The 19,801-nt window shown below is 63.5% G+C and carries 22 protein-coding genes, 1 rRNA gene and 1 pseudogene; 11 read left to right on the top strand and 13 right to left on the bottom strand.

Annotated features, from left to right (window positions below; translation table 11 throughout):
- The first annotated feature begins 58 nt into the window (after positions 1-58).
- Positions 59-174, top strand: a 5S ribosomal RNA gene (rrf, locus tag AAHM40_RS20715).
- Positions 175-339: 165 nt separating this feature from the next.
- Here the strand turns inward: rrf and queD are convergent.
- Both queD and norR read right to left on the bottom strand, forming a co-directional pair.
- Positions 340-696, bottom strand: a complete 357-nt coding sequence (queD, locus tag AAHM40_RS20710) for a 6-carboxytetrahydropterin synthase QueD (RefSeq protein WP_036997744.1) — start codon at positions 694-696, stop codon at positions 340-342.
- 117 nt (positions 697-813) lie between these two features.
- Positions 814-2,364, bottom strand: a complete 1,551-nt coding sequence (norR, locus tag AAHM40_RS20705; protein WP_342246324.1) for a nitric oxide reductase transcriptional regulator NorR — start codon at positions 2,362-2,364, stop codon at positions 814-816.
- Positions 2,365-2,515: 151 nt separating this feature from the next.
- Between norR and hmpA the strand changes: the two genes are divergently transcribed.
- Genes hmpA through AAHM40_RS20690 form a run of 3 tightly spaced genes read left to right on the top strand, consistent with a single transcriptional unit; the run spans position 2,516 to position 5,187 of the window.
- On the top strand, positions 2,516-3,697 hold the full coding sequence (hmpA, locus tag AAHM40_RS20700; protein WP_342246323.1) for an NO-inducible flavohemoprotein: 1,182 nt from the start codon (positions 2,516-2,518) through the stop codon (positions 3,695-3,697).
- 55 nt (positions 3,698-3,752) lie between these two features.
- Positions 3,753-4,010 (top strand): transmembrane sensor/regulator PpyR, encoded by a 258-nt coding sequence (locus tag AAHM40_RS20695; protein ID WP_342246322.1) that lies wholly within the window; start codon positions 3,753-3,755, stop codon positions 4,008-4,010.
- On the top strand, positions 3,997-5,187 hold the full coding sequence (locus AAHM40_RS20690) for an NnrS family protein (protein ID WP_342246321.1): 1,191 nt from the start codon (positions 3,997-3,999) through the stop codon (positions 5,185-5,187). The genes AAHM40_RS20695 and AAHM40_RS20690 overlap by 14 nt, the downstream gene beginning before the upstream one ends.
- Here AAHM40_RS20690 and AAHM40_RS20685 read toward each other — a convergent pair.
- The gene (locus AAHM40_RS20685) at positions 5,139-6,035 is read right to left on the bottom strand and encodes a hypothetical protein (RefSeq protein WP_342246320.1); all 897 of its coding nucleotides are present in this window, start codon (positions 6,033-6,035) and stop codon (positions 5,139-5,141) included. The genes AAHM40_RS20690 and AAHM40_RS20685 overlap by 49 nt on opposite strands.
- 32 nt (positions 6,036-6,067) lie before the next feature.
- Complete coding sequence (locus AAHM40_RS20680; RefSeq protein ID WP_342246319.1) at positions 6,068-7,147, bottom strand: patatin-like phospholipase family protein; 1,080 nt, start codon at positions 7,145-7,147, stop codon at positions 6,068-6,070.
- Positions 7,148-7,317: 170 nt separating this feature from the next.
- Here AAHM40_RS20680 and AAHM40_RS20675 point away from each other — a divergent pair, with 170 nt between their 5' ends.
- Genes AAHM40_RS20675 through AAHM40_RS20660 form a run of 4 tightly spaced genes read left to right on the top strand, consistent with a single transcriptional unit; the run spans position 7,318 to position 9,927 of the window.
- A complete protein-coding gene (locus tag AAHM40_RS20675; protein ID WP_342246318.1) occupies positions 7,318-7,626 on the top strand; it encodes a PepSY domain-containing protein in 309 nt (102 codons plus the stop codon).
- Positions 7,626-7,940: a PepSY domain-containing protein gene (locus AAHM40_RS20670; protein ID WP_342246317.1), complete on the top strand. Its 315-nt coding sequence runs from the start codon at positions 7,626-7,628 to the stop codon at positions 7,938-7,940. The genes AAHM40_RS20675 and AAHM40_RS20670 overlap by 1 nt, the downstream gene beginning before the upstream one ends.
- Complete coding sequence (locus AAHM40_RS20665) at positions 7,940-8,608, top strand: response regulator transcription factor (RefSeq protein ID WP_342246316.1); 669 nt, start codon at positions 7,940-7,942, stop codon at positions 8,606-8,608. Before AAHM40_RS20670 ends, AAHM40_RS20665 begins: the two co-directional genes overlap by 1 nt.
- Complete coding sequence (locus AAHM40_RS20660) at positions 8,605-9,927, top strand: ATP-binding protein (RefSeq protein ID WP_342246315.1); 1,323 nt, start codon at positions 8,605-8,607, stop codon at positions 9,925-9,927. The genes AAHM40_RS20665 and AAHM40_RS20660 overlap by 4 nt, the downstream gene beginning before the upstream one ends.
- Before the next feature lie 51 nt (positions 9,928-9,978).
- On the opposite strand, the gene AAHM40_RS20655 is transcribed toward AAHM40_RS20660, so the two are convergent.
- The 3 genes from AAHM40_RS20655 to AAHM40_RS20645 all read right to left on the bottom strand — a co-directional run bounded on the left by AAHM40_RS20655 (position 9,979) and on the right by AAHM40_RS20645 (position 12,763).
- On the bottom strand, positions 9,979-10,500 hold the full coding sequence (locus AAHM40_RS20655) for an AAA family ATPase (RefSeq protein ID WP_342246314.1): 522 nt from the start codon (positions 10,498-10,500) through the stop codon (positions 9,979-9,981).
- Positions 10,497-11,063: a nicotinamide riboside transporter PnuC gene (pnuC, locus tag AAHM40_RS20650; RefSeq protein WP_342246313.1), complete on the bottom strand. Its 567-nt coding sequence runs from the start codon at positions 11,061-11,063 to the stop codon at positions 10,497-10,499. The genes AAHM40_RS20655 and pnuC overlap by 4 nt, the downstream gene beginning before the upstream one ends.
- 65 nt (positions 11,064-11,128) lie before the next feature.
- Complete coding sequence (locus AAHM40_RS20645; protein ID WP_342246312.1) at positions 11,129-12,763, bottom strand: methyl-accepting chemotaxis protein; 1,635 nt, start codon at positions 12,761-12,763, stop codon at positions 11,129-11,131.
- 268 nt (positions 12,764-13,031) lie between these two features.
- Between AAHM40_RS20645 and AAHM40_RS20640 the strand changes: the two genes are divergently transcribed.
- Positions 13,032-13,862, top strand: coding sequence for an undecaprenyl-diphosphate phosphatase (locus AAHM40_RS20640; protein WP_028630467.1), 831 nt, complete (start codon positions 13,032-13,034; stop codon positions 13,860-13,862).
- Positions 13,863-13,911: 49 nt separating this feature from the next.
- Here AAHM40_RS20640 and AAHM40_RS20635 read toward each other — a convergent pair whose 3' ends face one another.
- Together AAHM40_RS20635 and AAHM40_RS20630 are read right to left on the bottom strand one after the other, a co-directional pair.
- Entirely contained in the window at positions 13,912-15,261 is a 1,350-nt protein-coding gene (locus AAHM40_RS20635; protein WP_342246311.1) for a heavy metal sensor histidine kinase, read from the bottom strand.
- Positions 15,261-15,941, bottom strand: coding sequence for a heavy metal response regulator transcription factor (locus AAHM40_RS20630; protein WP_342246310.1), 681 nt, complete (start codon positions 15,939-15,941; stop codon positions 15,261-15,263). Before AAHM40_RS20630 ends, AAHM40_RS20635 begins: the two co-directional genes overlap by 1 nt.
- Before the next feature lie 164 nt (positions 15,942-16,105).
- Here AAHM40_RS20630 and queF point away from each other — a divergent pair, with 164 nt between their 5' ends.
- Positions 16,106-16,939: an NADPH-dependent 7-cyano-7-deazaguanine reductase QueF gene (gene queF, locus AAHM40_RS20625; RefSeq protein WP_342246309.1), complete on the top strand. Its 834-nt coding sequence runs from the start codon at positions 16,106-16,108 to the stop codon at positions 16,937-16,939.
- 43 nt (positions 16,940-16,982) lie between these two features.
- Here queF and AAHM40_RS20620 read toward each other — a convergent pair whose 3' ends face one another.
- The 3 genes and pseudogenes from AAHM40_RS20620 to AAHM40_RS20610 form a co-directional block, all read right to left on the bottom strand.
- Positions 16,983-17,246 carry a DUF4404 family protein gene (locus tag AAHM40_RS20620; protein ID WP_280286338.1) on the bottom strand — a complete coding sequence of 88 codons (264 nt, stop codon included), beginning with the start codon at positions 17,244-17,246 and terminating at the stop codon, positions 16,983-16,985.
- Between the two features lie 132 nt (positions 17,247-17,378).
- On the bottom strand, positions 17,379-18,119 hold the full coding sequence (locus AAHM40_RS20615; RefSeq protein ID WP_342246308.1) for an HAD family phosphatase: 741 nt from the start codon (positions 18,117-18,119) through the stop codon (positions 17,379-17,381).
- A 55-nt stretch (positions 18,120-18,174) separates the two neighbouring features.
- Positions 18,175-18,539 (bottom strand): annotated as a pseudogene (locus AAHM40_RS20610) (acyl-CoA thioesterase).
- A gap of 155 nt (positions 18,540-18,694) precedes the next feature.
- Between AAHM40_RS20610 and AAHM40_RS20605 the strand changes: the two are divergent.
- On the top strand, positions 18,695-19,396 hold the full coding sequence (locus AAHM40_RS20605; RefSeq protein ID WP_342246307.1) for an MlaA family lipoprotein: 702 nt from the start codon (positions 18,695-18,697) through the stop codon (positions 19,394-19,396).
- Positions 19,397-19,470: 74 nt separating this feature from the next.
- Here the strand turns inward: AAHM40_RS20605 and AAHM40_RS20600 are convergent, their stop codons facing one another.
- Positions 19,471-19,770, bottom strand: coding sequence for a PilZ domain-containing protein (locus tag AAHM40_RS20600; RefSeq protein WP_342246306.1), 300 nt, complete (start codon positions 19,768-19,770; stop codon positions 19,471-19,473).
- Positions 19,771-19,801 lie beyond the last annotated feature (31 nt).

Below are 19,801 nucleotides of genomic sequence, written 5' to 3'. Positions count from 1 at the left end.
ATTAGTGAAAGCCGTAGATTTCGGGATTTCGTCGTAAGACGAGATCCCAACCGAATTGCTTGACGACCATAGAGTGTTGGAACCACCTGATCCCATCCCGAACTCAGCAGTGAAACGACGCATCGCCGATGGTAGTGTGGAGCTTCTCCATGTGAGAGTAGGTCATCGTCAAGCTTCTATCTCAAACCCCCGATCCGCGTAAGCGGGTCGGGGGTTTGTCTTTGTGCGCGGGAAAGTTTGCATCGACAAGCAGGGCGGCGGCGGATGCGAGTGATCTGGCGGCTGTATCCAGAAAAAAGGCCACCTAATAAGGTGGCCTTTTGCATTTCTGATGCTCTGTCAGTCGCCGCGGTATTCGCAGCCACTGGTGCAGGTCTCGTGGATACGGATGCGTGAGAGCTCCGGGAGCAGGGGCTTGAGCTCTTGCCAGATCCATTTGGCGAGGACTTCGCTGGTGGGGTTTTCCAGGCCGGGGATTTCGTTGAGGTAGTTGTGATCGAGCTGCTCGTAGAGTGGCTTGAAGATCGCCTTGAGCTCGGAAAAGTCGCGGATCCAGCCGGTATAGGGATCGGGCTCTCCCTCGATATAGATGGCCACACGGAAGGAGTGACCGTGCAGGCGGCCGCACTTGTGACCCGCGGGTACGTGAGGGAGCCGGTGCGCGGCTTCGAATATGAATTCCTTGAAAATTTCCACTTGAGTAACGCTCTTGAGATGATGGCCGGTGTTCCGGCCAAAGCTGGAAAGCCCCGATTTTACCAGCTCTCCGGCGGCCTGACTGAAAAGACAGACAATGCCGGACGAGCCAGCCCTTCACTTGATGCCTAGTCGCTTGGCCAGACGCAGCAGATTGGCGCGATCCAGGCCCAGTTCGCGGGCCGCTGCAGCCCAGTTCTGTGCCTGGCGCTCCAGGCTCGCGGTGATCAACTGGCGTTGGTAGCGGTCCACAGCCTCACGTAGATCGCAGTTCGCTGCAACTTCCGGTTCTTCCACCAGGCGCGTGGTTGCCGAGGGCTGGTTGCCAGGCAGTGCGAGATCGCTGGCCGTCAGGGTGAGGATTCGGGGGCGCTCGGTGCAGGCCGCCAGGGCCTTGAGAGCAGCGCGGCCGATCAGGTGCTCCAGCTCCCGTACATTGCCAGGCCAGTCGTAGCCGAGCAGCGCAGCTTGGGCATCTTGGCTGAGACGCAGGCTGCGCAAGCCAAGCCTGGCGCGATTCTCTTCGAGGAAGAAGCCCGTCAGCAGCAAGACGTCGCGTCCGCGTTCCCGAAGGGGAGGAACGCGCAGGGGGTAGACGCTGAGCCGGTGATAGAGGTCTGCCCGGAAACGGCCGGAACGCACTTCCTCGGCGAGGTCGCGGTTGGTGGCGGCGATGACCCGCACATTGACCCGGTGCTCGCGATCCGAGCCGACCCGCTGCAGCTGTCCGCTCTGTAGCACCCGCAGCAGCTTGGCCTGAATCGCCAGGGGCAACTCGCCCACCTCATCGAGGAACAGGGTGCCTCCATCGGCCAGTTCGAACTTACCTTTGCGCTCGCTCACAGCACCAGAGAAAGCGCCTCGTACATGGCCGAACAGCTCACTCTCGACCAGGGTATCGGGCAGGGCGGCACAGTTGAGACTGATCATAGGGTGCCGGGACCGCAGGGAGCGGCTATGGATGGATTGAGCGACCAGTTCCTTGCCGACTCCAGTTTCGCCGCTGATCAGTACCGTTAACTCGCTGCTACCTACTAGCTTGATTTCCTCCACCAGCGCCTTATGGGTGGCGCTCTGACCGATTATCTCTTGCGGACGGACCTGCCCGGCGGCTTGGCGGTAGATTTCTGCCAACTGCTGCTCGTCCTGGGCGCGACGCGTAAGCGTGTCCATGCGCTCGGCCGCTTTCACCGTGGCGGCCGCCAGGCTGGCGAAATCCTCGAGAACGTACAGGTCCTGCCCGTCGAAACGCGACGGATCCATTGCGTCGAGCGTCAGGACGCCCCAGGGGCGATCGTCGAGGTAGAGCGGGCAGCCCATGCAATCGTGGACTTCCAGATGTTCCTGGTGGCCTTCAACCAAGCCGTCGTAGGGGTCGGGCAGGCCACAGTCAGCTGCGAAGCGGGTAACGCCACGACTCTCCATCAAGGCCTGCAGCCTAGGGTGTTCGGACACCTTGAAGCGTCTTCCCAGTGTGTCCTGGCTGAGGCCGTCTACGGCCATGGGCACCAACTGGTCGCCGTCCAGTCGGAGGAGGGCGGTGGCGTCACATGGCAGGAGCCCGCGTAGGGCCTCCAGCAGGCGCCGATAGCGTTCGCGCTCGGGGAGTTCTCGGGACAGGTCGCTGACCAGGGGGATCAGGGTCTGCAGCAGGGGATGGGGTGTCATTATGACTCCAATATGTCGTTATGACTTGTCTGCTAGTGTAGTCAGAAAAACTCGTTTAAACATAAGTTATTGATTTATATGGAGTAAAAAGTTGGCACGAATGATGGAGTAGAACAGGCAGAACGAACCAACCCGATAACGGAGTCCCAACATGCTGTCCAGCCAAGTTCGTGCCATCGTCAAGTCCACCGTTCCCCTGCTGGAAACCGGCGGCGAAGCGCTGACCACTCACTTCTACAAGATGATGCTCTCCGAGTATCCGGAAGTTCGTCCGCTGTTCAACCAGGCCCACCAGGCCAGCGGCGACCAGGCCCGCGCCCTCGCCAACGGCGTGCTGATGTACGCCCGCCACATCGACCAACTCGAAGTGCTGGGCCCGCTGGTGAACCGCATCGTCGCGAAGCACGTTGCCCTGCAGATTCTGCCGGAGCACTACCCGATCGTCGGCACCTGCCTGCTGCGCGCCATCCGCGAAGTGCTGGGCGAAGAGATCGCTACCGACGAAGTCATCTCTGCCTGGGGCGAAGCCTACAACCTGCTGGCCGGGCTGCTGATCGGCGCCGAGGAAGAGGTGTATGCCGCGAGCGCCCAGGCCCACGGTGGCTGGCGTGGTGGCCGCAGCTTCCGCGTCGAGCGCAAGGTGCAGGAAAGCGCGGAGATCACCTCCTTCTACTTCGTGCCGGCAGACGGCGGCGCGGTGATGGACTTTACCCCCGGCCAGTTCATCGGCCTGCGCCTGGATATCGATGGCGAGGAGGCGCGACGCAACTACTCGCTGTCGGCTGCCCCCAACGGCCGCGACTACCGCATCAGCGTAAAGCGTGAGGCGGGCGGCAAGGTGTCCAACTTCCTCCATGACCGTGTCCAGGAAGGGGACTTGCTGGAGCTCTTCGCACCGGCCGGCGACTTCATCCTGCGGCCGAGCCAGAAGCCCTTGGTGCTGATCACCGCCGGTGTCGGCATCACCCCGGCCCTGGCCATGCTGGAAGCCGCCCAGGACAGTGGCCGTCCGATCCACTTCATCCATTGCGCGCGTAACGGTGCGGTGCATGCCTTCCGCGACTGGATCGAAGCGAAGGCCGCGGCCATCCCGCAGCTCAACCACTTCTTCTGCTACAGCGAGCCCCATGCGGATGACCAGCCCCACGCCACTGGATTCTTGAGTCGTGAGCGGTTGGCCCAGTGGCTGCCCGCCGAGCGTGACCTGGATGCCTACTTCCTGGGCCCGAAGGGCTTCATGGCCCAGGTCAAGAAGCACCTGCGCGAACTCGGTGTACCGGAAGCCCAGAGCCACTTCGAGTTCTTCGGACCGGCCGCTGCGCTGGAGGCTTAACCCCAATCGCCCGGCGCCAAGGAGCACCGGGCAACCCAATGAGGAGTGCGAGATCATGACCAGTTTGTTCGGATGCCCCCAACGCCTGCTGCAACTCTCCCACTTGTTCCTCTGGACCGGCCTGACCCAACTGTTGCTCGGCATCGTCGGGGCCTACTACCTCGACGCGCACCTGGGCCTGCTGATGGTGATTGGCGCCCACGGCCTGTCGATCCTCGGGCCGACCCTGATCAAGCTGGGCTACGTGATGCGCCTGACCGCCCAGTACCAGATGCGCAAGGAACAACGGGAGCTAGCCTGTGCAATTGCTTGATGCTTCGCGGGAGCTGGCGATCCGGCCGATCTGGCGGCTGGGCTTCCGCCCCTTCTTTCTCTTCGGCACGGCCTTCGCACTCTTGGTCGTGCCGCTCTGGCTGATGGCGCTCCACGGCTGGCTCGGCCCCTGGCAACCGGCGGGTGGCTGGCTCGCCTGGCACCGCCACGAAATGGTGTTCGGCTTCGGCGGAGCCATCATTGCCGGCTTCCTCCTCACCGCCGTACAGAACTGGACCGGCAATCCCGGCTTGCGCGGTCGTGCCCTGGCCAGCCTGGCGCTGCTCTGGCTGGCTGCCCGCCTGGCCTGGGTACTGGGCGCACCCCTGACGCTGCTGATTCCCCTGGAGCTGGTCTTCCTCCCTGCGGTGGCCCTGGTGCTGATGCGCAGCCTGTGGCGCGTGCGCCAGCGCAACAACTACCCCGTGGCGCTGGTCCTGAGCCTGCTGGCGGTGGCCGATGCCCTGGTGCTCTGGGGGCTGGCTGTCGGCAACGAAGCCCTGCAGCGCCAGGGTGTGCTGGCGGCGCTCTGGCTGGTGGCGGCGTTGATGGGGCTGATCGGCGGGAGGGTGATTCCGTTCTTCACACAGCGTGGCCTGGGCCGCACCCAGCAGGCCAAGGCCTGGCCCTGGCTGGACCGGAGCTGCCTGGTGGGTAGCGTCCTCCTGGCCGCCAGCTTCGCGGCGGGCCCCGGCCTGCAGCGTTCGACCTGGCTGGCGATCCTCTGCTTGCTGCCGGGCCTTGGCAACCTGCTGCGCCTGGCGCGCTGGTACGACGCTGGCATCTGGCGGGTGACGCTGCTCTGGCCGCTGCATCTGGCCTTTGCCTGGCTGGCCGTGGCGCCCCTGGCCCTGGCGGCCTGGCATCTCGGGCAGCTGGACAACCCGAGCCAGGCCCAGCACGCGCTGGGTGTCGGGGCCATGGGGGGATTGATCCTGGCGATGATCGCGCGGGTCAGCCTGGGTCACAGTGGTCGTCCCTTGGACGCGCCACGGGCGATGGGGACGGCATTCGCGTTGCTCAACCTCGGAGCCGTCGCCCGTGTGCTGCTGCTTCCGCTGCTGGGCAGTCCGGCGTTCTGGCTGGCGGGCTTGTGCTGGGCGGTGGCCTTCGCGCTGTTCCTGCGGCACTACGCGGTGCTGCTGTGCACGCCCAGGTTGGATGGAAGGCCCGGTTGAGCTGTTTCCTGTGATGGGGAAGTACTGGTGCAAGCCCTCAGCAGCTCGCGCAGGTGGCGGGCCAGATAGTCCTGGAAACGCGCGTCGTTCCAGTACTCCAGATGGCTCAGTGGCGTGTGGCGGCGGAACCAGGAGCCCACTGCCATGGGGCGGTCTTCATGCACCACGGCAGCGTAGCCTTGCACTGGACGAAGCGGGTAGCCGAGCAAGTCGGCCGGCGCGTAGACGTTCAGCCAGCGTGCCGAGCCCGTCAGGCGTTCATCGAGACAGTGGCCCGGAAAACGGATCGGCTGGACCGGGTCATAGGCGAAGGTGAAGAGCGGGATGTTGCAGCCGAAGGTGATCAGGCCTGCCAGGGTCTCCATGGCAATGAAGGGATCGCGCGGGCAGCTCGGTGTGGCATTGAGCTTCTGCTGGTCCCAAATGTAGTTGGAGATGATGTGTCCGCCGAGGGAGTGAGCCAGTAACACCAGCGGGGTATTCGGCTCGACCTTGGCGCGCAATGCATTGAGACCGTTGCGCACACACTGGTGGACTTGCTCGTAGGTGGTGTCGTATGCCTGGCTGACCTTGCGGTAACCGCTGGCATCGCCGAGGAAGAGGGTGACCATGCGCCGCATCCAGCGCCAGCGCACCGGCTCGTGTTCGAGCTTCTCCAGATAGTCCAACTCGCGTTTGTCCAGCACGCTCGCCCAGTAGAGTGACTGGAAGGCGATGTCATCCGCTTCCACGCCCAGGCGTTTGCGCAGTCCAGCGATCAGGTTTTGGGCGAATGCGTGTTGTCCCTCCGCATTCTGCGTGTCCTGCTGGTTGCCGATGCCATGGATGATGGCAACTGCGAGTTTCATCCCTGTACTCCCTTCGCTCCGTGCGTCCCAGGTCAGAGGTTTTGCAAGCGTTCGCCTAGCTCGCCGTTGTCCACCAGTTCGAGGAACTCATCGCCCAGGCGCTGGCTCTCTGCCATGGCTTTGCGCCAATAGCGCTCGCGGCCGGCGTCGTTGCCCAGATACCGCTTGAAGTCCTTGCGGTCTGGCAGTTTGCCATGAGGCAGCGTGGCCAGGTACTCGCACGAGGGAGAAATCAGCAGTACATCCTGTAGTCGCTCGGCATCGCCCTTGCGCCAGGGCAACCCCTTGTCAAACCAGCCGGGTACCACCTTGTCGGTGAAATGCGGGTAGAGCACGACCCCGCCCGGGTTGTAGGGCAGGTCGAGGTGGTAGTCGAGCAAGCCGCCGTCGCGGTACGTGCCGGGGCCGGCCCCCGGGATATCCCGCACACCTTCCATCACCATGGGGATCGAGCCCGAGGCGAGAAGGGCGTGGCGCAGGTTGCCCGTGTCCAGTGCGTGGAAGCGTGAGGGGAAGTCGGACAGCGGTGCCAGCGGTGGGTTCTGTCGCGCATCGTGGAGGATGACCCGCTCGAAGTGCCGTGCCAGGTGCGGGCGACCCAGCAGGTTGCTGCCGATTACCGACGATAGCCCCAGGCCCAGGGCGCCGCGGCGGTCGTGGGCGAGCAGGCCGCGGCTCTTCACCACGACGACGTTCAGGCGGTAATGAGGCGTGGCCAACACCTTCGCGTCCTGGCCTTGGAGCAGCTCATCCAGCATCAAGCGGCAAAGGCGACTAACTTCCGCCATGGTCACCCCTTTGGGGAATCGCTGGCTGGTATACAGCTCACCCAGACGGCGAATGCCGTCGACAGCGTTTGGCAGACAGGCGCTGGCGAAACGCCAGGAACCGATGGACGCGCCGATCAAGGCGCGCTCACGCGGTGCACGCGGCAGCCACTCACCGAACAGCGCCAGGTCCAGGCCCTGGATACCCAGTGCCTTGGGGCCGCCCGCCGCACCCGGCAGGATGCCGACATCCGCCGGCTTTAGTCCCTGCCCACGGATGTGCGCCAGGGCGCGACGTCCTGCTCGCAGAGTGAGGGCGGGAAACTTGATCTGGATGGCGCTCATGCCAGTCTCCTGGAAGCAAGGCAGCGATTATAGTGGCGACCCCGTCAAGGCCAAGTTTCTTCAGTTTGTGAATGATCCGTCCCAAGTCTTAAGGCGAATTCAGCTTCAATTAAGTCGTCCCCGGTATCTTGCTCCCATCGAAAGCACACAAGCTCCCGAGGAGATGACTCATGAAGAAACTCGCTGCTCTGTTCGCCATTGCTACGCTCGCTGCCACCGCTGGTATCGCCCAGGCTCGTGATCTCGGCCCGGACGAAGCCCTGAAGTTGCGTGATGCCGGTACCATCCAGTCGTTCGAGAAACTCAATGCCGCCGCCATTGGCAAGCACCCCGGCGGCACCATCAACGAAACCGAACTGGAAGAGGAATACGGCCGTTACATCTACCAGGTTGAACTGCGTGATGCCCAGGGGGTGCAGTGGGACCTGGAACTTGATGCCACCAACGGTCAGATCCTCAAGGATCACCAGGACGACTGATGCGCTGGATCCTTCGCTACAGTGGGATCATTACCCTGATCCTGGCCATTTTCGCCCTCGAGGCGGTGGCCAGGGACCTGGATCAGGACGAGGCCCTCAAGCTCCGTGAAGAGGGCGTCATTCTGCCCCTCGACCAGCTTCTGCGCAGCGCCCTGGGGCTTTATCCCGGGGCGCGCCTGCTGGAGGCCGAGCTGGAAGAGGAGGACGACGTCTACATTTACGAGGTGGAGCTGGTCACCGCCGATGGTACGGTACGTGAGCTGGAACTGGATGCCCGCGACGGGCGCATTCTGAAGGACGAGGAAGACGACTGATGCGGTTGTTGCTGGTAGAGGACCATGTACCCCTGGCCGATGAGCTGACCAACAGCCTTGGTCGCCAAGGCTACGCCGTGGACTGGCTGGCCGACGGCCGCGACGCGTTGCACCAGGGGGCCAGCGAACCCTATGACCTGATCATTCTCGACCTCGGCCTGCCTGGTAAGCCGGGGCTGGAGGTGCTGCAGGAATGGCGCGCGGGTGGCATGTCGACCCCGGTGCTGGTTTTGACTGCACGCGGTTCCTGGGCCGAGCGGATTGATGGGCTCAAGGCGGGCGCCGACGACTATCTGACCAAGCCTTTCCACCCGGAGGAACTGGCTTTGCGCATCCAGGCGCTGCTGCGTCGCGCGCACGGCCTGGCCAACCAGCCGCAGTTGGAGGCGGCGGGTCTGCAGCTGGATGAGGGGCGCCAGTGTGTCAGCCGAAATGGCGAGGAGGTCCAACTGACCGCCGCCGAGTTCCGCCTGCTGCGCTACTTCATGCTGCACCCTGGCCAGCTTCTGTCCAAGAGCCACCTGGCCGAGCACCTCTACGACGGTGAAACCGAACGGGATTCCAATGTGATCGAAGTGCACGTCAATCACCTGCGTCGCAAGCTGGGTCGTGAGGTCATTGAAACCCGTCGCGGCCAGGGCTATCGCTTCACCGGTGAGGGCCGATGAGGTCGATCCAGCGCCGGCTCAGCCTCGGACTGGTTGGTGTGCTGCTGGTGGTGGGACTGGTCCTGGCGCAGACGAGTCTCTGGTTGTTCGACCTGGGGCTGCGGCGCTACCTGGCCGAAGGCCTGCGCAGCGAAGCCGAGCTGCTGCTAAGTGCCCTGGTGCGAGGCCCCAATGGGATTCAACTCGACGAGACGCGTCTGAATCCCGCCCATCAGCAACCCTATTCCGGCCGCTATTTCATCATTGACCTGGGCGAAGAGACTTGGCGTTCCCGTTCGCTCTGGGATGCGGAGCTACCGATGCCTCAACAGAAGGGATTGGCCGATAGCTTGCTGCCAGGGCCCGTTGATCAGGAGTTGCTAACCTGGCGCGGCGATTACCGACGCTTCGGGCGGACCGTGCGAATTTCTGTGGCGCAAGACTACACACCGATACTGGAAAGCTTCCGTCGAGTGCAGTGGACGGGCTTTGCCCTGGGCGTGACCGGGTTGCTGCTGATCCTCGCCCTGCAACGCGTCACAGTGCGCCGGGCATTGCGTCCACTGGAGGATGTTCGCCAGCAGATTGCACAGTTGCAGCAAGGTCAGCGCAGTGAGCTGGACAGTCACGCTCCCGAGGAACTGGAGCCTCTGGTGGCACAGGTCAACCACCTGCTTAACCACACCGAGGACACCCTCAGGCGTTCCCGTAACGCCCTGGGTAACCTTGGTCATGCGTTGAAGACGCCGTTGGCGGTGCTGGTCAGCCTGGCCGACCGTGAAGAGCTGCGAGATAAACCCGCCTTGCGCGCGACCCTGCGTGAACAACTGGCGCAGATCGAGCAGCGTCTGGCGCGCGAATTGGGGCGTGCGCGCCTGGCTGGCGAGGCGCTGCCAGGAGCGCACTTCGATTGCACCGAGGAACTGCCCGGCCTGTTCTCCACCCTGGCGATGATCCACGACCGTGGGCTGGACCTGGACTGGGACGCCCCCGAGGGTTTGCGACTGCCCTGGGACCGGGAGGACCTGCTGGAACTGCTGGGTAACCTGCTGGATAACGCCTGCAAGTGGGCGGAAACCCAGGTCAACCTGACCATTCGCAGCGGGGAGGGCGGTTACAGTCTGATGGTGGACGACGATGGCCCTGGAATTGCCGAAGACAAGCGCGAGGAAGTCATTGGGCGTGGGGCGAGGCTGGATGAGCACGTAGCCGGGCACGGTCTTGGGCTCGGTATCGTGCGTGACGTAGTCGAATCCTGGAATGGCAGCCTGAGCCTGCAGGAAAGCCCGCTGGGTGGCTTGCGGGTGCGCATCGAACTGCCGGCTGCGCGAGCCTCGTAGGTTGATGCCGTGCCGGAGCTTGGCGCCTACATTGATTTGCAGCGCTTTAGGTCAGCGTAGCCAGCGATTAACCTGCTGCAGGGCCTGCCGGTGGCGCGTCTCCCAATCGCCCTCGATCACCTCAAAGGCCTGGCCCGCGCCTTCCAGCCAGGTGCGGCAATCCTCGAAGAAGGTCTGGCGCTCGGTCAGCTCCGGCTGGCAGCGCTGGCCGTCGTCGACCCATTCCACGTGTTGCGGGCTCAGCAGCAGATGCAGGTCGTAATGGCGTGCACGCAGCTCGGCTTCCAGCCAGTCGGGGCAATCGTTGAACAGCTTGCGGCTCCAGAGGATGTTGCTGAGCAGGTGAGTGTCGAGGATCAGCAGGGGAGGCGCCTTGGCGCGTGCCCGGTCTTCCCAATCGAGCTGGCCACGGGCGATAGCCGGGATGTCGGCATAGCACGTGTCGCGCTGCTCGTGGTCGATGAAGTGGCGCACGTACTCGCCCACCAGCAGGCCGCCGAACCTGGCCTGCAGCTCCGCCGCGAGCCAGCTCTTGCCGCTGGACTCGGGCCCGGTAAGCACCAGTACTTTCATGCCGTAGCGGGCTCCAGCTCACGTCGCCAGGTGCGCCAACCCTGCATGGCCAGCAGGGTGAAGAGTCCATAGAGCGCGGCGGTCAGATACAACCCCTTGCTGAGGAACAGCAGGACGAAGAGCAGGTCGAGCACAATCCAGAGCAGCCAGCATTCCAGGCGTTTGTGCGCCATCCAGAACTGAGCCACCAGGCTGAAGGTCGTGAGCGCAGCGTCCCACCAGGGAGCCGCGGCGTCGGTCCAGGTCGCCATGCCATAGCCCAAGGCCAGGCTACCGGCTGTTCCCGCCAGCAGACCCAGGCTCAGTGGTCGTGCGCCCAGACGACTGACCTGGCGACCATCATGCTGGAGGCCGCCACGGGTCCACTGCCACCAGCCGTAAAGTTGCAACACGGCATAAATCAGCTGCAAGAGCATGTCCGAGTACAGCTTCACCTCGAAGAAGATCCAGCTGTACATCAGCACCATGATCAGGCCGATCGGCCAGCACCAAGGGTTCTGCCGGACAGTGAGCCATACCGCCAGCACGCCGAGGGCCGCGGCGCTGAGTTCGAAAGAAGACACCTTGCCAATTCCATGTGAGAAAGCCGCCGATTGTAGCGGCTTGCTGCGGTTTCGGCTGGTTGTGGTTACACCCGGAACTGCCCCAGCAGGCGGGTGAGTTGATCGGCCAGTTGACCCAGACGCTGGCTGGCGTCGGTGGTCTGTTCCGCTGCGCTGGCGCTGTCATGGGCCAGGCCTGCCGCTTGGGTGACGTTCTGGTTGATGTCTTCGACCACGTGGGATTGCTGCAGGGTGGCGCTGGCGATGGAGGCGTTAAGACCCGTCAGCGTGCGCAGCGCCTGGGCAATCTGCGCCAGGCTCTCGCCGGCCTGACTGGCGCGTTCCACTGTGGCGAGGGAGGCGCGGCTGCTCTCGTCGATGACCTGCACCGCCGCCTCTGAGTTCTGCTGCAGGCGCTCGATCATGGTCTGGATTTCCGCCGTGGACTTCTGGGTGCGCTGGGCCAGCAAGCGAACCTCATCGGCCACCACCGCGAAGCCGCGCCCCTGCTCGCCGGCGCGGGCGGCTTCGATGGCGGCGTTCAGCGCCAGCAGGTTGGTCTGTTCGGCGATGGAGCGGATAACCTCCAGCACGCTGCCGATCTGGGCGCTTTCCTGGGCGAGGGTCTGGATGACGTCCACCGCCTTGGTGATGGTCGAGGAGAGCTGGTCGATCTGTCGCAGGCTGCTGTCGATGTTGTCGTGCCCCTGGCGAGCCTGTTCTTCGGCGTGGCGCACTTCGCTGGCCGCGTGCTCGGCGTTCTTCGCTACGTCCTGTACGCCATAGGTGACTTGGTTGATGGCCGTGGCCACCTGTTCCATCTGCAGGGATTGCTGTTCGCTCTGGCGCAGCCCCAGGCTGGCAATGCCGTCGAGGTTGCTGGCGGCCTGGTCGAGGGCGTTTGCCGCGTCCAGGGACTGGCGGATGACCCCACGCAGCTTGCCGGTGAAGGCATTGAAGTGGCCGCCTAGCGCGGTGATTTCGTCTCGGCCATGGGTATCCAGGCTGCTGGTGAGGTCGCCTTCACCACTGGCGATCCGGGCCATGGCGGAGACGACTTGGTTCAGGGGCCGGGTAATGCTGCGGGCGATGAAGATGACCAGCAGCGCCATGAACGCGGCAATCGCCAGGCCTACCGCGGAGGCACGAATGGCCTGGTCACGGAACTCGGCCTGCATGTCGTCGATGTAGATTCCTGAACCGATCACCCAGCCCCAGGGCGCGAACAACTGCACGTAAGACACCTTCGGCACGGGATCACTGGCGCCGGGCTTGGGCCAGCGGTAGTGGACGAAACCGGCGCCCTGTGACTTGGCCACCTGCGCCATCTCGTTGAACAACGCCTTGCCGTCGGGGTCCTTGTAGCCGGAGAGATCCTGACCCTCCAGCTTGGCATTGGTCGGGTGCATGATCATGCGCGGCGTCAGGTCGTTGATCCAGAAGTAGTCGCCCTTGTCGTAGCGCAGGGTGCGGATCGCTTGCATCGCCTGCTTCTGCGCCTCTTCGCGGGGCAGGGTGCCTGCGGCTTCCTGAGCCTGGAAGAACTGCAGCACGCTGGTGGCCGTCTCGACCACGTGGCGGGTCTTCTGCTCCTTGCCTTGGTAGAGGTCGCTATGAATCTGCTGCAGCATCAGTAAGCCGAGGATGACCAGCATGAAGACCGCGACGATGAGAATCAGCCAGAGACGGCGGCTGATCGGCAGGTTGCGCAAGCTGTGCATGGGGCGGGAACTCCTGGTTTCTTGTTATTGATTGCGTGCTTGAAGCAGAGCAGGCGGCTTGGCTTTTATCAATCAGCCTTTAGCCGCGATTTCCCATTGGCTCTCTGTTAGCATTTCGGCGCTTCGGGGCAAAGCTGAAGGCTCGTTCGTCCCGGAACCTGCTTGCTGGCACCTGGTTTCATCGCCGTTCGGCACATTCGTGGTGTCAATCACCTGCGCATTCGTAACGAAAAGGCCGCCTTAAGAGCGCGCCTCGGGGAGAGTTTCAATGGATTTGTGGACGGCCTTGCAGGCCATCATTCTGGGGGTTGTCGAAGGCCTGACGGAGTTCCTGCCGATCTCCAGCACCGGCCACCAGATCGTGGTCGCGGACCTGCTGGGTTTCACCGGTGAACGGGCCATCGCCTTCAATATCATCATTCAGCTGGCGGCCATTCTCGCGGTGGTCTGGGAGTATCGGCGGAAGATCTTCGACGTCGTTGTCGGGTTGCCCACCCAGCGCGGTGCTCGACGTTTCACCCTCAATCTGATGGTGGCGTTCTTTCCGGCGGTGGTCCTTGGTGTGGCCTTTGCCGATGTGATTCATCATTACCTGTTCAACCCCATCACCGTGGCTTCGGCCCTTGTGGTAGGCGGTGTGATCATCCTTTGGGCCGAGCAGCGACAGCACCAGGTGCAGGCCGAAACCGTCGACGAAATGACCTGGAAGCATGCGCTCAAGGTTGGCTGCGCCCAGTGCCTGGCGCTGGTGCCGGGTACCTCGCGCTCCGGAGCGACCATCATCGGCGGCCTGCTCTTCGGCTTGTCGCGCAAGGCCGCCACCGAGTTCTCCTTCTTCCTCGCCATGCCCACCATGGTTGGCGCCGCCGTCTACTCGGGCTACAAGTACCGCGACCTGTTCCAGCCGAGCGACCTGCCGGTGTTTGCCCTGGGTTCGGTGGTGTCATTCGTCTTCGCCATGATTGCCGTACGCAGCCTGCTGAAGTTCATCGGCAGCCACAGCTACGCGGCGTTCGCCTGGTACCGCATCGGCTTCGGCCTGCTGATCCTGGCGACCTGGCAGTTCGGCATGATCGACTGGTCGACCGCACAGGGTTGATCCGGGTTAGCTGTCGAGAAGGCGCGCCAGATGGTGCGCCTTCTGCGTTTCAGGGGGTGGGAAACTCCAGGGTGAAGCATGTCCGGCCGTTGGCGGATTCGCAGCGGATATCGCCGCCGTGGGCGCGAACGATGGAACGGGTGATGGCCAGACCCAGGCCGGCATGCTCGCGGCCCTCGCGGCGGGCGGGGTCGGCGCGGAAGAATCGATCGAACAACCGTGGCAGCAGTTCGGTGGGGATGTCCGGACCGCTGTTGGTCACTGTCAGTTGCAGGCTGCGGGCGTCCCTGGTCAGGTTGACTTCGATCCGACCGCCTTCCGGCGTGAAGCGCAGGGCGTTGTCCAACAGGTTGGATAGCGCGCGACGCAGCATGCTGCGGTCAGCGCTGAAGCTGGCGTCGCCGCTACGACTCATGGCGATCTGGCGGTCCTCGGCCAGGGAACTGAAGTAGTCCAGTAGGGCATCCAGTTCGTCGGCCAGCTCCAGGGGCTCGCGTCGGGTAGGCAGCAGGCCGTGTTCGGCCTTGGCCAGGAACAGCATGTCGCCCACCATCTGCGCCAGGCGCTGCAGCTCTTCCAGATTGGAATGCAGGGCTTCGCGGTAATCGTCTGTCGCGCGATCCTGGCTGAGGATCACCTGGGTCTGGGTCAGCAGGTTGGACAGCGGCGTGCGCAACTCGTGGGCGATGTCGGCAGAAAAGGCCGAGAGCCGCTGGAAGGCATCATCCAACCGGGCCAGCATGGCATTGAAGGCGCGCACCAGTTCCACCAGCTCCGGGGGAACCTGATCGTCGGGCAGGCGGGCGGTCAGTGAACTGGCGGACACTCCGGCGGCCACTTGGGCCATGCGATGCAGCGGGCGCAGGCCACTGCGCGCTGCCCAGGCGCCCAGCAGGGCAGTGGCCAGGGCGGAGAGCCCTACGGTGAGCCAGATCAGCCGCTGCATGCGTTCGAGGAAGTGCTGGTGGTGAGTAATGTCCAGGGCCAGCGTGAGGCGTGGCGAATTGGGGGCATCCGGTCGCAACAGTGCGCTGTAGACCCGGTAGTCGGTGCCATCCTGTTGCCAGTCATGCAGCCCGTCACGACCCGGCGCGAGCAGGCCATCGGCACTGTTGAACCAGTAGCGGTTGTCGTGGCCTTCCAGGCGCAGGGCCAAGTCCGGATGCAGGCGTAGCTCAGCTTGCAGAGCGTTCAGACGAGGCACCAAGGCCGCGGGGCTGTCCACATCGCTGACCAGAGTGCGAAAGGCTCTCAGGCGGCTATCCAGCAGTTGCTGGTCGAGTTCGATGAAGTGCGCTTCGCTGGCGCGGCTGAACAATACCCCAGCGATCAGCGACACAGTGGCCGTGCAGGCGGCGAACAGCAGACCCAGACGGGCTGTGAGGGAGAGTCCGCGCATCAGCTTTCGCGCGCCTCCAGCACGTAACCCATGCCGCGCACGGTATGGATCAGTTTGGTGGGGAAATCGTCGTCGAGCTTGGCCCGCAGCCGGCGGACGGCAACTTCGATGACGTTGGTTTCGCTGTCGAAATGAATGTCCCAGACCTGGGCGGCGATCAGCGTCTTGGGCAGCACTTCGCCCTGGCGTCGCAGCAGGAATTCCAGCAGGGAGAACTCCTTGGTGGTGAGGTCGATGCGACGGCCACTGCGCTCGACCTTCCGGCTCAGCAGGTCCATGCGCAGGTCGGCAAGTTCCAGGCTGGTTTCCTGGGGCGCGGCGGCGCCACGGCGCAACAGGGTGCGCACGCGGGCAAGGAGTTCGGCGAAGGCGAAGGGTTTGATCAGGTAATCGTCTGCCCCCAGTTCCAGGCCATGGACGCGTTCCTCCACGGCATCCCGTGCGGTAAGGAGCAGCACCGGTGTCTGCAGGTCTGCCTGGCGCAGGCTGCGTAGCACCTGCCAGCCGTCGAGGCCGGGGAGCATCACGTCCAGGATGATCAGGTCGTAACTGCCGGTCAGAGCCAGGTCCCGGCCTTCCAGGCCATTGGTGACGAGGTCGGCAGCCAGACCGGCTTCGAGCACGCCCTGGCGCAGGAACTGGCCGGTCTTGGGTTCATCTTCGACTATCAATAGCTTCATGGTGGGCTCATGGCTTGGTCTGCTGCTTTATACCGTGCTCGCCGGCCGGGCAGGGCAAGCTGACAAAGTTGTAATGCAGCGACGCCGTTGGTGCCGCAGATTTTTCAGCAGCCGCCCGACTGTATACAATTGCGCGATTCCCGCACTTTCAGGTTCACCCGCTCATGCATCACCCCGCCGAACATTCGCCGCTGGGCAAATCCAGCGAGTACGTCAGCTCCTACAGCCCTGAGTTGCTGTTCCCCATCTCCCGCGTGACCAAGTGGAACGAGCTGGGCCTGACTGCCGCAACCCTGCCGTATCAGGGCGTGGATTTCTGGAACTGCTATGAGCTGTCCTGGCTCACGCCGTCCGGCAAGCCGGTGGTCGCGATCGGTGAGTTCGCCATTCCGGCCGATTCGCCGAACATCATCGAATCCAAGTCTTTCAAGCTTTACCTCAATTCGCTGAACCAGTCTGTCTATGCCAGTGCGGCTGAACTGGAGCAGGTGCTGGCTAGGGACCTGAGTGCGGCAGCCGGTGCGCCAGTCGCGGTGCGCGTACGCAGCCTGACAGCGGTGGAAGCCGAGGGTGTCGCCAGCTTGCCAGGCATCTGCATTGATGAGCTGGATGTCACCATCGGCGGCTACGAGCATCCGCAGCCCGAACTGCTGCGCGCCGAAGCCGGGCAGACGGCGGAAGAGACGCTCCACAGCCATCTGCTGAAATCCAACTGCCCGGTTACCGGCCAGCCGGACTGGGGCACTGTGGTCGTCGCGTATCGCGGGGCGAAACGGCTGGATCACGCCAGTTTCCTGGCCTATCTGGTGAGCTTTCGCCAGCATGCCGACTTCCATGAGCAGTGTGTGGAGCGGATTTTCCTCGACCTCAAGAGGTTGCTCGTGCCGGAGCTGCTGACCGTATATGCGCGTTACGTGCGCCGCGGCGGGCTGGACATCAACCCGTACCGCAGCACCCACACGGTGCAGGCTGATAATCGCCGGCTGGTGCGGCAGTAACGAAAACCCCGACTCGAAGTCGGGGTTTTTCATTTGGGGCGGACTAGATGCCCATATTCGCCAGGCTTTGCATAATATTGCGCAAGGTTCCGGCGAGGGTGGGGTGACGGGTTTCGAAGCGCTCGATGGCCAGGTTGACCCCGTCCACCAGGGTTGCATCTGGCGCCATGGCAGCGTCGCGGGCCAGGCGCAGTTCGATTTCCTGCATCAACTCGATCAGCGATGCGCGTTCCTCCGCATCCAGCGGCGGTTCCTCGGCCAACTGGTCGCGCAGTTGTTGCAGTTGCTGCTGCAGGCGTTCAGGCATGTCTTTCTCCCTTTGCGAATGTCTCAGGAGTTGACCTGGCCACTGGGGCAAAGGTCCCTCATGCCTTAGAGATTAATCCAGGCGGGACAGGCCTGCCTGACTCGGATCAAGCCTGAAATACAAATTCTGCACTCAGGGCTTCTCGCCCTTGTCGCGGCGGTAGGCGAGGTCCGCCAGACAGGGGGCGAGCTCACCCAGGTGGTCGATCACCGAATGGGCGCCCAGGCGGTATAGCTCCAGGGTGGCGGCGGCGCGCAGTCGATCGCGCTCGGCTCTGTCCAGCGCCTGCCAGTCCGCCGGTGCCAACCCACACAGGGGGCCGCTGGTGGCAAGGCCAATGGTCCAGAGTCCGGCATTCAGCCCGGCCAGCAGCAGGCGCGGATTGGCGCTTATTAGCACGCAGCCTTCCAGGCGTGAAACGCCAAGCCCTGCCAGGGCTTGCCAGCAGCTGTCCGGCGCCGGCCAGGGACGCGCTCTGCTGATTTCACTGCCTCTCAGCCAGGCGGGCAGAGGGGTGGCCAGGCGCCAGCTGGCTGGGGTGGGCAGGTCGTCGAGCCAGGCACAGGGAACCTGGGTGCTACTCACCAGGTTGGCCAACTCATCGAGGTTGGTGACGGCTTCGGCGTGTTCGCCGGCAGCGTCCAGCAACTGTTGTTGGAGCGCCTGGAACAGCTCTTCGCTGGCGGGGGAGCCAAGTGCGCAGTCGAGGGCGGCGCGCAGGGGCAGGGAGGCAGCTTCCGCCAGGCGCGGTGCCGGACAGTCCGGCAACAATCGGGCTAGTGCCAGCGGCAAGGTGCGGGCACCGAAGTCCACCAGGCAGCCGGAAAGGCCGAATAGGAGGGCGGTGAAGGCGGGCGGTTGGCTCTGGGGCATCAGCGTCATCCTGACGAGGTCTGGCGCAGACTAACCGCCCTGGATGACAGCGAGGTTACTGCCGCTGGCCAGCCCCCATGGCCAGGCGCAGGTCATCAGGCACGGGAGCCGATCTGTCTGTGGCGAGGTCGATCCAGACCAGCTTGCAATGGCCTTCGCCGTAAAGGGGGGCGGGTCTTCACGGGTGCTCAGTCGGTGCTCCACCACCAGGCTGCTGTTGCCCACGGGGCCTGCATGAAGTTCGATGACTAAGGTAGCCGGATGCGCCACGGGCTTGAGGCAGGTGTGCAGCGTTTGTAGTACCACCGGACCCTGGGACACGTTGTTCATGGCGATCCCGAGTCTCTCGAACCAGGCTACCCGCGCTTCTTCCAGGTACTGGATGTAGAGGGTGTTGTTGACGTGGCCGTAGCTGTCCATATCGCCCCAACGAACGGGAATGCGTGCGACATGAAGCAAGGTTTTTTCGGCATGCTGGCAGTCCGCTATGCTGCCCAATACGGGCGATGGCCTTATACTGCGCGCCCTGACTGGGCGGCGGGCCGCCACACTACTTTTCTCAAGGAGAGTCTGCAATGCGATTGATCGGTACTCGGTGGCTCGATCATCTGGGCCGTGTACTGGCCTGCGTTACCCTGGCGGTACTACCCGTCTCTGCCAGCGCCGCTGAGGATGACCCCTGGGAGGGCTTCAACCGTGCGATGTTCCGCTTCAACGACACCCTCGACACCTACGCGCTGAAGCCTATCGCCCAGGGTTACCAGGCGGTGACTCCGCAATTCCTCGAAGACGGCATTCACAATGTCTTCAACAACGTCGGAGATGTCGGCAACTTGGCCAACGATCTATTCCAGGCCAAGTTCCACAATGCCGGTGTCGACACTGGCCGGCTGGTATTCAACACCACCTTCGGCCTGCTCGGTTTCTTCGATGTGGCCACCCACATGGGCCTGCAGCGCAACGACGAAGACTTCGGCCAGACCCTCGGTTACTGGGGCCTGGGCAGCGGTCCCTATCTGGTGATCCCGTTCCTCGGCCCGAGCACGGTACGAGATGCTGGCGGCAAGATTCCGGATGCCTTCCTCGAACCTTACCCCTACATCGACCACGTGCCGACCCGTAACGTGACCCGTGGGGTCGATGTCGTGGATACCCGCGCCAGCCTGCTGTCCGCGGAGAAGCTGATCACCGGTGACAAGTACATCTTCATCCGCAACGCTTACCTGCAGAACCGTGAGTTCAAGGTGAAGGATGGCGAGGTTGAGGACGACTTCTAAGTCTGCTGGTCCGATCTCGGCATCATGAAGAAAGGCGACCTCAGGGTCGCCTTTTTCGTTTCTGGCTTTTACGATTAGCGCATGCTGATTATGGCCAGACCGAGGGTCCGACTGCCGTTTTCATTCTCGCCGATCCGCACCACTTCGGTGTCGGCTTCCAGGCCCTTGAGCGCGCTGTGCTCGGAAGGGATCAGCACGCGAACGCGATCGCCAACTGCCAGTTTGGCGTTCACTTCGAGCTGCATCCCCGTGCTGGAAAGGTCCAGGCAAAGGGCAGGGTACTGCTGGCCGGCGTGTTCCAGGATGGCTTTTGTCTGCACCTGCATCCGGATGAAGTCGCGCTTCTCGCTGTAGTTGCGGTCGTCCAGGCTCACGCGCTGATCCTCTTCTCGTCATGGAGTGGGG

The organism is Pseudomonas sp. OTU5201, from assembly GCF_038440135.1.
Classification (GTDB): Bacteria; Pseudomonadota; Gammaproteobacteria; order Pseudomonadales; family Pseudomonadaceae; genus Metapseudomonas; species Metapseudomonas resinovorans.
Note: the sequence above shows the minus strand (reverse complement) of the source record. Positions and strands in the feature narration are given on the sequence as shown.

Excerpts from the sequence above, each read along its gene's own strand:
- AAHM40_RS20620 (WP_280286338.1), bottom strand. The coding sequence starts at position 17,246 with ATGCCTGAACGCCTGCAGCAGCAACTGCAACAACTGCGCGACCAGTTG.
- AAHM40_RS20685 (WP_342246320.1), bottom strand. The coding sequence starts at position 6,035 with ATGAAACTCGCAGTTGCCATCATCCATGGCATCGGCAACCAGCAGGAC.
- AAHM40_RS20615 (WP_342246308.1), bottom strand. The coding sequence starts at position 18,119 with ATGCCCCAGAGCCAACCGCCCGCCTTCACCGCCCTCCTATTCGGCCTT.
- norR (WP_342246324.1), bottom strand. The coding sequence starts at position 2,364 with ATGACACCCCATCCCCTGCTGCAGACCCTGATCCCCCTGGTCAGCGAC.
- queF (WP_342246309.1), top strand. The coding sequence starts at position 16,106 with ATGCATCACCCCGCCGAACATTCGCCGCTGGGCAAATCCAGCGAGTAC.
- AAHM40_RS20655 (WP_342246314.1), bottom strand. The coding sequence starts at position 10,500 with ATGAAAGTACTGGTGCTTACCGGGCCCGAGTCCAGCGGCAAGAGCTGG.
- AAHM40_RS20675 (WP_342246318.1), top strand. The coding sequence starts at position 7,318 with ATGAAGAAACTCGCTGCTCTGTTCGCCATTGCTACGCTCGCTGCCACC.
- AAHM40_RS20640 (WP_028630467.1), top strand. The coding sequence starts at position 13,032 with ATGGATTTGTGGACGGCCTTGCAGGCCATCATTCTGGGGGTTGTCGAA.
- AAHM40_RS20635 (WP_342246311.1), bottom strand. The coding sequence starts at position 15,261 with ATGCGCGGACTCTCCCTCACAGCCCGTCTGGGTCTGCTGTTCGCCGCC.
- AAHM40_RS20605 (WP_342246307.1), top strand. The coding sequence starts at position 18,695 with ATGCGATTGATCGGTACTCGGTGGCTCGATCATCTGGGCCGTGTACTG.
- AAHM40_RS20680 (WP_342246319.1), bottom strand. The coding sequence starts at position 7,147 with ATGAGCGCCATCCAGATCAAGTTTCCCGCCCTCACTCTGCGAGCAGGA.
- AAHM40_RS20670 (WP_342246317.1), top strand. The coding sequence starts at position 7,626 with ATGCGCTGGATCCTTCGCTACAGTGGGATCATTACCCTGATCCTGGCC.
- AAHM40_RS20665 (WP_342246316.1), top strand. The coding sequence starts at position 7,940 with ATGCGGTTGTTGCTGGTAGAGGACCATGTACCCCTGGCCGATGAGCTG.
- AAHM40_RS20645 (WP_342246312.1), bottom strand. The coding sequence starts at position 12,763 with ATGCACAGCTTGCGCAACCTGCCGATCAGCCGCCGTCTCTGGCTGATT.
- hmpA (WP_342246323.1), top strand. The coding sequence starts at position 2,516 with ATGCTGTCCAGCCAAGTTCGTGCCATCGTCAAGTCCACCGTTCCCCTG.
- AAHM40_RS20695 (WP_342246322.1), top strand. The coding sequence starts at position 3,753 with ATGACCAGTTTGTTCGGATGCCCCCAACGCCTGCTGCAACTCTCCCAC.
- AAHM40_RS20660 (WP_342246315.1), top strand. The coding sequence starts at position 8,605 with ATGAGGTCGATCCAGCGCCGGCTCAGCCTCGGACTGGTTGGTGTGCTG.
- AAHM40_RS20630 (WP_342246310.1), bottom strand. The coding sequence starts at position 15,941 with ATGAAGCTATTGATAGTCGAAGATGAACCCAAGACCGGCCAGTTCCTG.